This is a genomic window from Kitasatospora sp. NEAU-69 (genome assembly GCF_057158765.1).
This window is the reverse complement of the sequence record NZ_JBWXUE010000008.1, coordinates 239740-253039: the sequence shown is the minus strand read 5'-3', so window position 1 is coordinate 253039 and position 13300 is coordinate 239740. Positions and strand designations below refer to the sequence as shown.

At 72.4% G+C, this 13300-nt stretch carries 13 protein-coding genes; 8 read left to right on the top strand and 5 right to left on the bottom strand.

Features of this window, described 5'->3' with window-relative positions:
* Positions 1 to 22: 22 nt before the first annotated feature.
* Positions 23 to 1213, bottom strand: a complete 1191-nt coding sequence (locus AC060L_RS12380) for an IS110 family RNA-guided transposase (RefSeq protein ID WP_483798717.1) — start codon at positions 1211 to 1213, stop codon at positions 23 to 25.
* A 311-nt stretch (positions 1214 to 1524) separates the two neighbouring features.
* Here AC060L_RS12380 and AC060L_RS12375 point away from each other — a divergent pair, with 311 nt between their 5' ends.
* From AC060L_RS12375 to AC060L_RS12365, 3 genes are all read left to right on the top strand, one after another.
* Positions 1525 to 2058 carry a DUF6817 domain-containing protein gene (locus tag AC060L_RS12375; RefSeq protein WP_483798716.1) on the top strand — a complete coding sequence of 178 codons (534 nt, stop codon included), beginning with the start codon at positions 1525 to 1527 and terminating at the stop codon, positions 2056 to 2058.
* Between the two features lie 116 nt (positions 2059 to 2174).
* The gene (locus AC060L_RS12370; RefSeq protein ID WP_483798715.1) at positions 2175 to 2711 is read left to right on the top strand and encodes a GNAT family N-acetyltransferase; all 537 of its coding nucleotides are present in this window, start codon (positions 2175 to 2177) and stop codon (positions 2709 to 2711) included.
* A 153-nt stretch (positions 2712 to 2864) separates the two neighbouring features.
* Positions 2865 to 3539 (top strand): HAD family hydrolase, encoded by a 675-nt coding sequence (locus tag AC060L_RS12365; RefSeq protein ID WP_483798714.1) that lies wholly within the window; start codon positions 2865 to 2867, stop codon positions 3537 to 3539.
* Between the two features lie 38 nt (positions 3540 to 3577).
* On the opposite strand, the gene AC060L_RS12360 is transcribed toward AC060L_RS12365, so the two are convergent.
* The 4 genes from AC060L_RS12360 to AC060L_RS12345 form a co-directional block, all read right to left on the bottom strand.
* Positions 3578 to 3886, bottom strand: a complete 309-nt coding sequence (locus tag AC060L_RS12360) for a hypothetical protein (RefSeq protein ID WP_483798713.1) — start codon at positions 3884 to 3886, stop codon at positions 3578 to 3580.
* Positions 3887 to 4141: 255 nt separating this feature from the next.
* Entirely contained in the window at positions 4142 to 4501 is a 360-nt protein-coding gene (locus tag AC060L_RS12355) for a PRC-barrel domain-containing protein (RefSeq protein ID WP_483798712.1), read from the bottom strand.
* Between the two features lie 94 nt (positions 4502 to 4595).
* Complete coding sequence (locus tag AC060L_RS12350) at positions 4596 to 6308, bottom strand: hypothetical protein (RefSeq protein WP_483798711.1); 1713 nt, start codon at positions 6306 to 6308, stop codon at positions 4596 to 4598.
* 100 nt (positions 6309 to 6408) lie between these two features.
* Positions 6409 to 7755, bottom strand: a complete 1347-nt coding sequence (locus tag AC060L_RS12345; RefSeq protein WP_483798710.1) for a cytochrome P450 — start codon at positions 7753 to 7755, stop codon at positions 6409 to 6411.
* Between the two features lie 124 nt (positions 7756 to 7879).
* Between AC060L_RS12345 and AC060L_RS12340 the strand changes: the two genes are divergently transcribed.
* The 5 genes from AC060L_RS12340 to AC060L_RS12320 all read left to right on the top strand — a co-directional run bounded on the left by AC060L_RS12340 (position 7880) and on the right by AC060L_RS12320 (position 13299).
* Complete coding sequence (locus AC060L_RS12340) at positions 7880 to 8482, top strand: NUDIX domain-containing protein (protein ID WP_483798709.1); 603 nt, start codon at positions 7880 to 7882, stop codon at positions 8480 to 8482.
* On the top strand, positions 8479 to 10185 hold the full coding sequence (locus tag AC060L_RS12335; protein WP_483798708.1) for a prenyltransferase/squalene oxidase repeat-containing protein: 1707 nt from the start codon (positions 8479 to 8481) through the stop codon (positions 10183 to 10185). Before AC060L_RS12340 ends, AC060L_RS12335 begins: the two co-directional genes overlap by 4 nt.
* A 116-nt stretch (positions 10186 to 10301) precedes the next feature.
* Positions 10302 to 11801: a cytochrome P450 gene (locus AC060L_RS12330; protein WP_483798707.1), complete on the top strand. Its 1500-nt coding sequence runs from the start codon at positions 10302 to 10304 to the stop codon at positions 11799 to 11801.
* A gap of 53 nt (positions 11802 to 11854) precedes the next feature.
* Entirely contained in the window at positions 11855 to 12088 is a 234-nt protein-coding gene (locus tag AC060L_RS12325; protein WP_483798706.1) for an acyl carrier protein, read from the top strand.
* The gene (locus tag AC060L_RS12320) at positions 12085 to 13299 is read left to right on the top strand and encodes a beta-ketoacyl-[acyl-carrier-protein] synthase family protein (RefSeq protein WP_483798705.1); all 1215 of its coding nucleotides are present in this window, start codon (positions 12085 to 12087) and stop codon (positions 13297 to 13299) included. The genes AC060L_RS12325 and AC060L_RS12320 overlap by 4 nt, the downstream gene beginning before the upstream one ends.
* Position 13300 lies beyond the last annotated feature (1 nt).

Below are 13300 nucleotides of genomic sequence, written 5' to 3'. Positions count from 1 at the left end.
TCAAGGCTTCCTAATGAAGTTGTCAAGCCGCTGCGGCAACCGGAGGTACAGCTTGGTAACACCGTCCGTCACGGATGAGTGCCCACATAACGTTGACCCGTCGGCGGGCCAGGGCAAGGACCGCCTGCTTGTGACGCTTGCCTTCAGCGCGCTTGCGGTCGTAGAAGCGCCTGGACTCTGTATGACAGCCGATGCTGATCAACGCCGAGGTGTAGAAGACCCGTTGCAGCCCGCGGTGGTACTGCTGAGGGCGGTGAAGGTTGCCACTGACGCGCCCGGAGTCCCGAGGTGCCGGGGCCAGGCCCGCGAACGACGCGAGACGGTCAGGACTCGCGAACGAAGTGATGTCGCTGCCGATCGCGGCAAGGAACTCAGCGCCGAGCACAGGCCCGATGCCAGGCATGCTGGCGATCACATCGGCGAGTTCGTGCTTGCGAAACCGGTCCTCGATGAGCTTGTCGATCTCCGCGACCTTCCCGTTGAGGACCATCACCTCCTCGGCCAGGGCCTGGACCATCTGGGCGATTGCCTTCTCCCCCGGCACAGAGGTGTGCTGACGCTCCGCGGCCTCGTGCGCGGCGGCTGCCAGCGCGGCAGCGCTTCGAACCTTGCGGTTGCCCAGCCACTTCTCCAAGCGGCTCACACCCGCTCGGCGGATGGCCGCCGGGGTCTGGTAGCCGGCCAGCAGCACCAGCGGCCCGGCGTTGGTCAGCTCCAACACGCGCTCAAGCGCCGGGAACACACTAGTCAGCGTCCCGCGCAACCGGTTGACCGCCCGGGTACGATCACAAACCAGATCGGTCCGCCTAGCCGTGAACAACTTGAGCTCGATGGTGGCCTCGTCGCTAGGGCGCATGGGCCGCAGGTCTCGGCGAACACGAGCCTGGTCCGCGATGACCAGCGCGTCCCTGGCATCGGTCTTGCCCTCGCCCCGGTATCCGTCCGTGGCCCGGTTGACTGCCCGGCCGGGGATGTAGAGCAGCGGCTGGCCGTGGTTGACCAGCAGGGTGATCAGCAACGCGGCACCGCCGTCGGCCATGTCCACCGCCCAGGTGGCCTCCTCGCCCAGGTCGAGGACGTCGTCCAGCAGTTGCAGCAGCTCCAGCTCGTCGTTGACCACGCGTCGGGACAGCAGCTTCCTGCCTTCCGCGTCGATGACGACGCAGTGGTGGTGGGCCTTGCCGCAGTCGATCCCCGCCCATATCCGGCTCATCGTTCTCCTGCCGTGCTCGTCGATGCAGTGCTTACCACGGACGACCTCGCCGGCATTGCCCTACTCAGCGATCTTGTCGCACTTCCTAATCAGCGGCCGAGTCGTCGTGGGGTGCCGGGCGGCCAAGCCATGAGAGCCACGAGCGGCAGCCGCCTGAAAGCCACACCCAGCACCCCTGGGTGATCAAGACCATACGACTGGCTTCATCGACCCATCAACAACGTAGGGCCGCCTGACGGCCGTCCCCGCCGTGCCTATGATCAGACACAGTTACGGATCACACGGCGATCGTTCGGGCGGGGGACGCTGAGATGAGTGCAGAGGCGTTGGCGATGTTGCGGGCAGCGGGAGCGGCGGGGATCGAGCACCCCGGTGGCACCCTGCTGGCGCACCTGGAGCGGGTCGGTGCCCTGCTCACCTCCTGGGGCGCCCGGCCGGCGCTGGTGTCGGCCGGGCTGTGCCACGCGTTCTACGGGACCGACGGGTTCCCGGTCGCACTGCTGGACCTGGAGCGTCGCGCGGAACTGGTCGAGGCGATCGGCGAAGAGGCCGAGGCACTCGTCTACTTCTACGCCGCCTGCGACCGCAAGGCCTCCTACCGCGGCCTGACCGACGACACGGCCCCGCTCGTCAACCGGTTCACCGGCACGCCGATGCCCGCGAGCCGCGAGGCGCGTCAGGACTTCGCCGAGCTCACCGCCGCCAACGAGCTGGACCTCGCCGCGGTCAGCCCGGAGGTCCGCGCCCGCCACGGCGCGAGCCTGCTGGGCCTGTTCACCCGCTGGCAGCCGCTGCTGTCCGAGCCGGCCTGGGCGCACTGCCGCAGCGTGCTGGCCCAGGGCTGACCACTGATCACTCCCGCCGCCGGCGCGCGATTCGATGTGTGGGAGGCTCAGAACCCGTTGCCCACACCGGTCATGCGGGATCGAACTGTGTGGCCGAGAGGATCAGGAGCCGTTCCATGCCGGATGAGATAGCGCTGCGCCCCGTCACCGCCGACGATCTCGACCTGTTCGAGCAGGAGTTCAGCGGGCCGCAGGGCGTCGGCCCCTACCAGTGGTTCGGCTTCCACTCACCGGCCGGCCTGCGCCGCCGCTTCGCGGACACCGGCCTGCTCGGGGCGGACGGCGGGGCGCTCTCCGTCGCCGAGAAGGGGACCACGGTGGGCCGGGTCGAGTGGTTCCCCGGCAGCTGGGGGCGGCCCGACACGTCCACCTGCTGGACCCTGGCGATCGGCCTGGTGCCCGCCGCGCACGGCCGGGGCATCGGCACCCGGGCCCAGCGGCTGCTGGCCGAGTACCTCTTCGACCACACCAGAGCCGAGCGGATCCAGGCCTGGACGGACTGCGCCAACCTCGCCGAGCAGCGCGCGCTGGAAAAGGCCGGCTTCGCGCGGGAGGGCGTACTGCGCTCCGCGCAGTGGCGCGGCGGGCAGTGGCACGACCAGGTGATCTTCTCCATGCTCCGGGGGGAGCAGTCCGACGGCGAAGCGAGCTGACGGCCGGACAGGCTTGAGAAGCCGTTTTCACGCTCGCCGCCGGGCCAGTCGGCGGCGCATGAGCATCGTCAACGACCACAGCACCATCTGCTCACGCACGGCGGGGCAGCGAATCGTCTCGTCCTCGCGTGATCGCCAACGAAAGAGCAACCGATGCAACCGATTGTCCTGTTCGACCTGGACGGCCTTCTGATCGACTCCGAGCCGATCTGGGACGCGGCAAAGCGTGAGGTGTTCGGTCCGCTTGGCCTGCACCTCACAACGGAGATGCAGGCGGCGACGCGCGGGCTGCGGCAAAGGGACATGGTGGCCTATTGGTTCGATCGGGCCACCATTCAAGCCGACCCCGACGACGTCGAGCAGCAGATCGTGGCCGCCGTGTGCCGTCGGCTGGAGGGAGTGGCGCTGAAACCCGGCGCCGAACACGCCGTCGCGGCGTGCGCGCGTGCATCGAGGGCGATGGCCGTCGTGTCGTCTTCGCCGGAGTCGGTGATTCGGCATGCGCTCGCGAGCACCGGCCTTGAACGATCTTTCGATGCCGTGTTTTCGGCCGAAGACGACGAACACGGCAAGCCCCACCCGGGCGCCTATCTCCGCGCAGCCGCCGCCCTCGGCGCGTCACCCGACGAATGCATTGTGATCGAGGACTCGCTCAACGGCGTCCTTGCCGGCGCGTCAGCCCAGATGACGGTCGTCGCCGTTCCCGAGGCCGCTGATCGCTGCGATCCTCGCTTTGCGATCGCCACTCTGGTACTGGAGTCCCTCAAGGATCTCGACACCTCTGTATTCAGCGCGTATGTGTCCAGGGGGAGCCGAAACGCCACGTGAGCATCGCGTGCTGCGGATCCTCAACCGTTCCGCCGAACTCAGTGCAGGCGGCTGCGGCGGCCGCCCGGGGTCGGCGTCGCGCGGCGGGTGCGGGCCGGGCGGGTCGGGCGGGCGTCGGGGCGGGCGGCCGGCTCCTCGGTCGCCGGTGGGGCGGCCGCGGCACGCTGCCTGGCGGCGAGCAGTGCGATGGCTGCGGCGGCCGGGTTCTCGCTGATGCCGAGTGCTCGCATCACCGCCTGATGGCGCCGGCACCAGAGCGGGCTCGCCGCGCTGCCGTCGCCGTAGGTCAGCCGCTCGGGCGGGAGGTAGTGGATCCCGCACTCGGTGCATTCGAAGACGAGTCGCATGTCAGACCGCCATTCCTGAGCCGCCGCACCGTCCGCACGGGCCGGTGAAGCTCTCGACCATCACGCTCTGGGTGCCGTCCGGTGCCGTTTCGACGCTGTGCCGGATCTGCTCGGTCACGCCCGAGCCACTGCAACCACTGCAGGGCCCTGGCGCTCCTTGGTCACTCATGGTGCCGACGGTACCGCGCACAGCCATGATCGGTCAGCCGCTTGGCCGAATCAGGTAACCCGATCGGGTCAACGGACCGGAGGAGATCAGGGCCGGGCCAGGCGGCGTTCCCCGGCCGAGCCGGTCGTGTACTCGATCTCGTAGTGCGCGAACAGCGCCGGCTCGTCCTCGGCCGGCAGGATGTCGTCCAGGCCGATCGAGGGCGCGCCCTTGACCTGGTCCCGGGGGTAGCGCACCTTCAGGTAGCCCGGCCCGACCGTCGCCCCGGTGAGCGGGACGAAGGTCAGGCGGCGCTTGGAGAGCATCCCGATGGTGACCGTTGCGAACGCCGGCTGGTCGGTGTGGGTGTCGACGTAGACGGCCTCCAGCGGCCCGATCTTGCGACCCTCCACGTCCACCACCTCGTGGCCGCGCCACTCCCTGATGTCCTCGGCCTCGAAAGCCACGTCCGTCCTCCTCGCGCCGGTCCGGTCGTTCCATCCTCGCCCGAGCCGGCCCGCCCGGCGCGCTGTGGCCCGCCCGGTCCGTCCCGGGTACCGCTCAGTTGCTGGTCAGCGTGCGGGTCGCGGCGGCGGCTATCGCGATGCCGAGGGTCCAGCCGAGGACGGTCAGCACCACCGTGACCACCGCGGCCGCACCGTGGTACTGCCAGACGTCGGACTGGCCGAAGTGGATCACCGGGATCAGGTGGTCGGCCGCGTACAGCACCGGGTTGAAGGCCGAGGTGTCCTCGGTGGTCACCTTCTGCGGCCTGACCGTGCTGAAGTAGACGCTGCTCGCGGCGAGCAGCGCGATCGCCCAGCCGATCGCGCGCAGCGGGCGGTAGCCGTAGCCGACCAGCAGGTCGACCAGTTGTCCGGGTATTCGGCGCCACCAGCTCAGCCTGCTCCGCTGCGCCCGCTGCCGGGCGAGCAGCACCGTGCGGGCCTCGGCGTCGTTGCCGAGCGAGCGGTAGTACGCGGCCAGTTGCTCGTACGGCTGCGCGCGGAACCCGCCGACCTGCTGGGAGTCCGCCCGCCGCACCTGGCGCCGGATCAGCGGGAGCCGCTGCGCCGCCGTGAGGTACTCGCTGAACGAGCCGTAGCTGAAGCCGTCCAGGTTCAGCCGGCTCGGCCAGGAGTCGAGGTCGTCGCGGATGCCGCCGACCGCGTTCGCACCGTAGAGCGAGAGCAGCGCGTCGGGGCTGGCCATCCCGGCCAGGTTCAGGTGGTTGGTGATCCGGCTGCCGGTCAGCCGGATCTCGTCGGCCGTGTGGAACCCGTCGCCCAGCCGCAGCGAGCCCTCGACCAGCACCCGGCTCGCGTACAGCGCGGGGCGGTCGGCGGAGGCGACGAGCTGCGCCCCGCTGAAGTCCAGCCCGCCGCCGAACCGCGCACCGGGCAGCAGCACACTGCCCGTCGCGGTGAAGCACCGCCCGGCGGTGTCGGTGCTGAACGAGGTCTCGCTGGCCACGGTGAGCGAGTCGCCGCGAAACGCGTACCCCCCGAGGCCGTCCAGTGTGGCGCCGTCGAGCGAGAGCGCGCTGCCGATGTGCGCGCCGGGCAGGCGGAGTTCGCCGTCCGTCTCGATCCGGTCGGCCAGCAGGCTGCGGCCGACCCGGATGCCACCGGCGTTGAGCGAGCGGCCGGCGGGCGCGTGGTTGCGCACCTGCGCGTCGACGAGGACGACCTGTCCGGCGATCTGCGCGTTGATCAGGCTGAACTCGCCCGTCACCTCCGATCGGCTGGCGAGCAGGCTGCCCTCGATCCGGATGCCGTCCGCGTGCACGGCGTGCCCGTCGCGGCCGGTCACCACGGTGTCGCGCAGGTCCAGGGTGCCGCGCACCTGGGCGCCGTACGCGCTGATCGTGGTGAGCTGCGAGCCGCTCAGGTCGATCGACTCGGTGACCGCGTCGTCCAGGTCGACCGGCCCGTCGAACCGGCAGTCGCGCAGCGACAGCAGGTGGGCGACCTGCCCGTGGGCGACGAACAGGTCCCCCGTGATCCGCGCGCCGGCCAGTCGCACCGCGCCGACCGCGCCGATCGCGGCCGGGCAGCCGCCGAGCAGCAGCGCGGAGACCACCTCGCCGCGCACGGTCCGCTCGTCACCCCACCCGTCGGCGTTCGCCGGATCGTCCACGGCCGGGTCGCCGGTCCGCAGGTCGACCGACTCGCCGTACGGGAACGCGCGCCACAGGCGCCGCTCGGTCGCGGTCAGCCGACCGAGACGGCTCGGTACCGTCGTTACGGGGATGCGGTCATGAGTACGAGTCATGTGATCATCCTGCCGCAACCGGCCACCCGCTCAGCCACTCGGTCCACGCGGCCCACCCGCAGCCCACCCGGCCCGAGCGGCCTACGCGGCCCGAGCAGGGTCAGAGCGAACGGATCCGAGCCGGGATCGGGCCGTCCGGCCGCAGGGTCATCCGGAACACCGCTCCAGTGGGCGGGTCGCTGAGCACCGGCACGCAGGTCGGCAGCAGCAGCTCCAGCAGCGCGACCATCTCGCGCAGCGCGAACTGCTGGCCCAGGCAGGCGCGGGCGCCGATGCCGAACGGCAGGAAGCCGCCGAGCCGCTGCGGGCGGTGGGCCGGGTCGAGCCAGCGGGACGGGTCGAACCGCTCCGGCTCCCGCCACACTTCGGGATCACGATGGGTGAGGTACGGGCAGACCAGCACCGGGCTGCCCGCCTCGACCCGGTAGCCGCCGATCAGCTCATCGACCGCGGCGTGCCGGGGGATCAGCCAGATCGACGGGTACAGCCGCAGCGTCTCGTTGATCAGCGCGTTGACGATCTCACGGCGCTCGGCCGCGGTGCCGTAGCGGCAGGTCTGCACCGCCCGGTCGCGGACCTCCGGGTTCTGGTCCAGCAGCAGGAAGAGCCAGGTCAGCGTCGTCGCGGTGGTCTCGTGCCCGGCCACCAGCTGGGTGACGAGCTCGTCGCGGATCAGCTGGTCGGTGTACTCGGGCTGGGTCTTCGCGGCGTCCAACAGGATGTGCAGCAGGCCGGGTTCGGTGGCCCGCGGGCTCCGGTCGATGGCCTCGGCGCGGGCCGCGGCGATCGCCCGGGCCGCGGTGGCGTCGATCTGGGCCAGCGCCTCCTCCATCGCCTCGGGATCCGCGGCCGGCCCGGCGGCGACGGTCGGCAGGTTGGCCACCGCGGTGTCCACGGACTGGAGTTCCTGGCAGGTCCGGCTGTCGAGGGCGTGCCCGGTGAGCGCGCGCCAGATGGTGTCCAGCGCGAAGAACCGCATGTCCTCGGCGATGTCGGTCTGGTCGCCGGTGCGCGCGAGCTCGGACCAGCGCCAGGCGGTGCGTTGCGCCGCCTCGGTGATCCGCTGCTCGTAGCGGCGCATCCCGGTGCTGGTGAACTGGCCCTGGAGCAACCGCCGCTGGCGCTTCCAGCGGTCGCCGGTCACGATCACCACACCGTCGCCGAGCAGCACCCGGGCCCGGTGCGAGTGCTTGACGTACTCCTCCGGGTGACGCGCCAGCACGTCCTGGACCAGCTCGGGGCCGGTCACCAGGACGGTCCGGCGGCCACCGGCGGTGAAGCTGCTGACCGGTCCGAGGACGGCGGCCCTGGTCAGCAGCTCGATCAACTCGCCACCACCGGCCTGCCATTCGGCGACCACCTCGGCCGGCAACTCCGGCGGCGGCGCGACAGCAGGGACGGCAGGGACCGCAGGCGAAACGGCGACCGGCTTCTGTGCCGTGCTCATGAGGCCTCTCCCGTGCGGCGCGTGACGTGACGTTATCCGACCTGACGTGACGAACTGTACCCCATCGGATACTTTGGGCGACCGTGATCTTCACCGATGCGGCCTGCACGGCTGCGACAAAGAGTTGAGAAGCCTGGACACGGCGACGGCCGGGACGGTGACGGTGGACGCCGAGACGGTCGACTACGTCGACGCGGCGGACCGGCCGGTCGGGCGCGGTCCGCGTGGACGGGCGGCCGCACTTGGGCTCCACTACCGGGTGGCCGCCACCGTCTGCACCGACCGGAACGACCGGGTGCTGGTGTACCGCCGCACCGCACGCGCCGCGGTCTACCCGGGATACCACGACGTGCTGATCGGCGGCTCGGTCAGAGCCGGCGAGAGCTACCACGCGGCGGCGGCCCGCGAGCTCGCCGAGGAACTGGGCCTGCGGGCGGCACCGCGGGAGGTCTTCCGGATCCGGCACGACTCGCCCATCGGCCCCTGCTGGCTCGTGGTGCACCGCGCCGAGCTGTCCGGCTCCGCCCTGACCGACGGCGCGCTGCTCGCCGATCCGCGCGAGATCGCCTGGTGCCGACTCGTCCCGGCCCGCCAGGTGCTGGACGGCGCACTGGAGCCGTTCGTCCCCGCCGGCCGGCAGGCGCTGGCCCGACTGCTCGGCCGGCCCCTCGTTCCCGCTTCCCCCGACGCTCCCGCTTGCCCCGACGCCCCCGGAGCCCGCCGATGACCGCCACCTGCCTGCCGCACTCCCCCACACCGACGGCCGGCCCTCACCCGCCGCTCGCCACCGCCACCGCCACCGCCACGACCGACACCCGCGCCCGGCGCTGCCGCGACCGCCTGGCCCAGCGGGTCACCGACCGGGTGGGCGCGGACGGACTGGTCGAAGCACCCTGCGAGAGCCGGGTCCTGGAGTCGGCCATCCTGCTGCACCTGCTCACCGCCGAGGACTGCGCCCCCACCGCCCGCACCCGGCTGCGCCGCTACCTCACGAGCACCCTGGACCTCGGCCCGCCCGACCCGATCCAACTCGCCGCCGCCCGAGCCGTTCTCGGCGCAACGACCCCGGGCACGCCCGCCGCCGAGCGCGCGCTGGCCTCCTTCGACCACTTCACCGCCGGCCGCAAGCAGGTGATGTTCGCGACCATCCTCGCCGAACTGGGCGCCACCGCGTTCCGCCCCACCCCGGCGGCGGCCTTCCGTGCGGACGGCCAACAGAGCTGGCTGCGTCTGGAGATGACCGCACTGCACATCATCTCCGCGCACGGGAACGGCCGACCGCAGGCCGTCACCGACCGCGACTGGTCGGCGCTCGCGCCGGCCGTGCGGCCCGGACCGGTCTGGGAGGCCAACCAGCTGGCCCGGCTGCTCGGACTACTCGCCCTGCGCAAACACCCCTCCCACGCACTGCGCATGACGGTCCGTCAGGCGCTTGCCCGGATCGTCACCGAGCTGCGCCCGGACGGCGGGCTGGCGTTCGTCACCGGGCTGGACGTCTTCGCCACCGCGATCGGCGGGTTCGCACTGGCCGGCACCACCCGCCCCCGGCCGCTGCTCGCGGCGATGAGCGAGGCACTGATCGGGCAGCAACACCCGGACGGGGGCTTCGGATTCACCCGCGGGGTGGCCCAGAGCGACGTCGACGACGCCTCCTACGCGATCGAGTTCCTCCGCGCGGTCGACCGCGGCGCACCGCACTCGGCGACCGCCCGCGCCGTGGCCGCCGCCGAGGGCTACCTGCTCGCGCAGCGCAATCCCGACGGCGGGTTCCCCACCTTCGCCCGCGGCACCCAGTCGGAGATCGCCATAACGGCCGCCGCCGTCAACGCACTTGCCCCAAACCCGGTGCACCGGGCGGCCGTCCGGCAGGGCGTCGCGTTCATCGCCGAGCGCCAGGGCCCGCAGGCCGTCCCGGAGCGCAGCTGGAGCCGGAACGCCAGCAACGCGCTCTTTCGCACCGTGCTGGCCTGCGACGCGGCGCCCGGCGCACCCATCGCCCGGCAGCTGAAGCGACGAGCGGTCGAGCAGCTGGCGGCGACCCAGAACCCGGACGGCGGCTGGGGCCACCAGGCGGGCGACGAGAGCGATCCGATCAGTACCTCCTACGCGGCGATCGCGCTCTCACGCAGCCCTCGGTACGCCAATCGGCTGAATCGTTCCGTCGAATTCCTGATCGAGCGCCAGCAGTCGGACGGCGGCTACCTCAGCCGGCCGGACCAGGCCGGACCGCGTCCGCTGCTCTACGACGCCCCCGCACTCGCGGACGTCTGCGTGCTGCTCGCGCTCGCGCACGCGGTCGGGCCCGACCGGGCACCGGCGGCCCGGCGGCCCGCGCTGCCGAGGGGTCGCGCGGCCGACCGGGCGACCCGTGGACATCGCCCTGGCAGCACAGCAGTTCGGACCGGCGGCGCAGCAGGTCCGAGTGGGTGACGGCGTTCACTCGTTGGCGGGGCGGGCCCGGATCCCGCTTGTGGTCCGGTCGCGAATGCAGTTCTATCAGCGAGCCCGCCGGGACACCGCGCGGCTCGGAGAGGAACCCGCCAACCGTGCCCACCCCGCCCGCCCCCGCCGCCATCGCTCCGGGAGGCCTGCCGCTCGTCGGCCATGCTCGCCAACTGCTGCGGCACCGGCTCGAGTTCCTGGAGTCGCTGCGTGGGCACGGCCCGGTGGTGGCGATCCGGCCCGGGCCGGGCCGGCCGGCGTTCGTCCTGAACGACCCGCAGCTCGTGCGGGAGGTGCTGACCAGGCGCGCGGTCGAGTTCGGGCTGAGCCCGCAGTTCCGGGTGATGAAGCGGATCATCGGCAACGGCCTGCTCGTCACGGACGGCCCGTTCCACCGCCGCCAGCGCCGGCTGATCCTGCCGGCCTTCCAGCACGCCCGGATCGCCGAGTACGCGCGGACGATGAGCGCGCTCACCGAGGAGCGGCTGGACCGCTGGCCGGGTGACGGACAAGTGCTCGACATGAGCCGGGAGTTCAGCGAGCTGGCGACCGAGATCACGGTCCGCTGCCTGTTCGGTGGCGGAGTGGATCAACGCGGCGTCGCCACCGTGGTGGCCGCACTCCCGGACCTGATGCGCTGGGCGGGCAGCCGTGGCCTGGACCCGACCGGGCTGCTGGCCCGGCTCCCGACCCCGCTCAACCGCCGGTTCCGGCGCAGCATGACCACGCTCGACGCGCTGCTCGCCGACCTGATCGCCACCCGCCGGGCCGAGCCGCGCGGGGCGGCGGACGAGGTCGGTGGCGATCTGCTCTCGGCGCTGCTCGCCGCCCGGGACGCCGACACCGGGGAGCCGATGGCCGACCAGCAGGTGCACGACGAGGCGATGTCCCTCCTCCAGGCGGGCACCGAGTCGGTCTCCCGCACACTCACCTGGAGCGTCTACCTGATCGGCCGCAACCCGGAGCTCCGGGAACGGCTGCAGAGCGAGGCCGACCGCGAACTGTGCGGCCGGACGGCGCAGTTCGACGACCTGCCACGGCTCGACTACACCCGCAAGCTGCTGCACGAGGCGCTGCGGCTCTACCCGCCGGGCTACCTGATCTCCCGCGCCGCGAAGGTGGACGTCGAACTCGGCGGCCGGCGGATCCCGGCCGGGAGCATGGTGATGTTCTCGCCGTACGCACTGCAGCGCGATCCCGCCTGGTTCCCCGAGCCGGAGCGCTGCGACCCCTCGCGCTGGGATCTCTCCGCCGAGCGATCCGTACGGTCCGAGCAGTCCGACGGCCTCGGGTGCCCCGAGCGCCCCAGCCGGGCGGATCCGCAGGCCTTCCTTCCGTTCGGTCTCGGCGCGCACGGCTGCCTCGGCGAGTCCTTCGCCTGGACCCAACTCGTCATCGTGCTGGCCTCGATGGCCGCACGCCGGGAGCTCCGGCCGGTCTCCGCGGCGCCCGTCGAGCCGGTGCCGACCTTCTCGCTCACGCTCGGCGCCCTGCCGATGACGGTGCACGACCGCTCGGCGGCGCCGAGCCGCTCACGCGAGAAGGCCCAGCCCGGCGACTGCCCCGCCGAGAGCGCGACTGCCGACAGCAGCACCACCACGTGAACCACTGCCGACGTCACCACCACCGAAGCCATCGTGAACAGAGGGAGAACGCCATGCCGTTCGAGGAGCTGAAGGATCTGCTGGTGGAGATCGGCACCCCCGAGGAGCTGATCGAGCCGCAGGCGCTGCGCGAGGAGGCCGGGGTGGACTCGCTGGCCATCGCCGAGCTGGTGCTGGTGTTGCGCCGGCAGTTCGGCGTCGTCGTCGAGGAGGAGAAGCTGCACGCCGCCGCCACGCTCGCCGAAGTGGCCGAAGTCATCGACGCGCACCAGGCGGTGGCCTCATGAGCCGAGCCGAGGTCGCGGTCACCGGGATCGGGCTGCTGACGCCGGCGGGCGACGGCTGGGCGACGAGCTGGGACCGGGTCTGCAAGGGGCTGCCGACCTCGGCGCTCGCGCCGACCGCCGATCCTGTCCCCCATCTCTCCTGCACCGCACCGCCGTTCGACCCCGAGCGACTCGGCCGGGCCCGCTCCCGCCGACCCGACCGGGCGACGGCACTCGCACTGCTCGCGCTGCGCGAGGCGCTGATCGACGCCGACTGGGACCCGGCCGCCGGCGACCGCGCCCGCGTCGCCGTGGTGCTCGGCTCCGGGCTCGCCGGGAGCACGACGCACGAGGCCGAGCACCGGGCGCTGCTGGCCGGCGGCGCGGCGGAGCTCTCCGCGATGGCCTTCCCGAGCACCTTCGGCAACTCGCTCTCCGCGCAACTCGCGATCGACATCGGTGCCACCGGGCCCTCGTTCACCGTCAACACGGCCTGCGCCTCCGGAGCCTCCGCGATCGGCCTGGCCGTGGACCTGCTGCGGCTGGGCCGCTGCGACCTGGTGGTCACCGGTGGCTCGGACGCCGCTCTGCCGCCGTACCACATCGCCGGCTTCGACCGGCTGGGCGCCCTGTCCCGGCGATTTGACGATCCATCAGGCGCGCTGCGCCCGTTCGACGCGGACCGCGACGGCTTCGTGATCGGCGAGGGCGCGGGGATCCTGGTGCTCGAACGGGCCGCCGACGCCCGGGCCCGCGGTGCCCGGCTGCGGGCACTGGTGCTCGGCCACGGCTCCTCCAGCGACGCCCACCACGTGGTGAAGCCGCACCCCGAGGGCACCGGTCTGCGGTCGGCGCTGAGCGCGGCACTGGCGGACGCGGACGCCGCCGGCTCCGACGTCCGGTACGTCAACGCCCACGGCACCGGCACGCCGCTCGGCGACCTGGTCGAGGCGAGGGTGCTGGCCGACCTGCTGCCGCACCGGCCCGCCGTCAGCTCGACCAAGGCGGTGACCGGGCACCTGCTCGGCGCGGCCGGCGCGGTGGAGGCGGTGCTCACGGTGCTCGCGGTCGAGAGCAGCCGGATCCCGCCCACCGCCAACCTCGCGACGCCCGGCCGCGGCATCGAACTCGACCTGCCCACCGAGTGCCGGCTCGGCCGGATCCCGCTCGCGCTCTCCGGCTCGGTGGGCTTCGGCGGGCAGAACACCGTGCTGGCGATCGGAGCCGCCTGAC

What these genes read in the sequence shown, in the direction of transcription:
- AC060L_RS12380 (WP_483798717.1), bottom strand. Translation starts at nt 1,213, where the DNA reads ATGAGCCGGATATGGGCGGGGATCGACTGCGGCAAGGCCCACCACCAC.
- AC060L_RS12375 (WP_483798716.1), top strand. Translation starts at nt 1,525, where the DNA reads ATGAGTGCAGAGGCGTTGGCGATGTTGCGGGCAGCGGGAGCGGCGGGG.
- AC060L_RS12370 (WP_483798715.1), top strand. Translation starts at nt 2,175, where the DNA reads ATGCCGGATGAGATAGCGCTGCGCCCCGTCACCGCCGACGATCTCGAC.
- AC060L_RS12365 (WP_483798714.1), top strand. Translation starts at nt 2,865, where the DNA reads ATGCAACCGATTGTCCTGTTCGACCTGGACGGCCTTCTGATCGACTCC.
- AC060L_RS12360 (WP_483798713.1), bottom strand. Translation starts at nt 3,886, where the DNA reads ATGCGACTCGTCTTCGAATGCACCGAGTGCGGGATCCACTACCTCCCG.
- AC060L_RS12350 (WP_483798711.1), bottom strand. Translation starts at nt 6,308, where the DNA reads ATGACTCGTACTCATGACCGCATCCCCGTAACGACGGTACCGAGCCGT.
- AC060L_RS12345 (WP_483798710.1), bottom strand. Translation starts at nt 7,755, where the DNA reads ATGAGCACGGCACAGAAGCCGGTCGCCGTTTCGCCTGCGGTCCCTGCC.
- AC060L_RS12335 (WP_483798708.1), top strand. Translation starts at nt 8,479, where the DNA reads ATGACCGCCACCTGCCTGCCGCACTCCCCCACACCGACGGCCGGCCCT.
- AC060L_RS12325 (WP_483798706.1), top strand. Translation starts at nt 11,855, where the DNA reads ATGCCGTTCGAGGAGCTGAAGGATCTGCTGGTGGAGATCGGCACCCCC.
- AC060L_RS12320 (WP_483798705.1), top strand. Translation starts at nt 12,085, where the DNA reads ATGAGCCGAGCCGAGGTCGCGGTCACCGGGATCGGGCTGCTGACGCCG.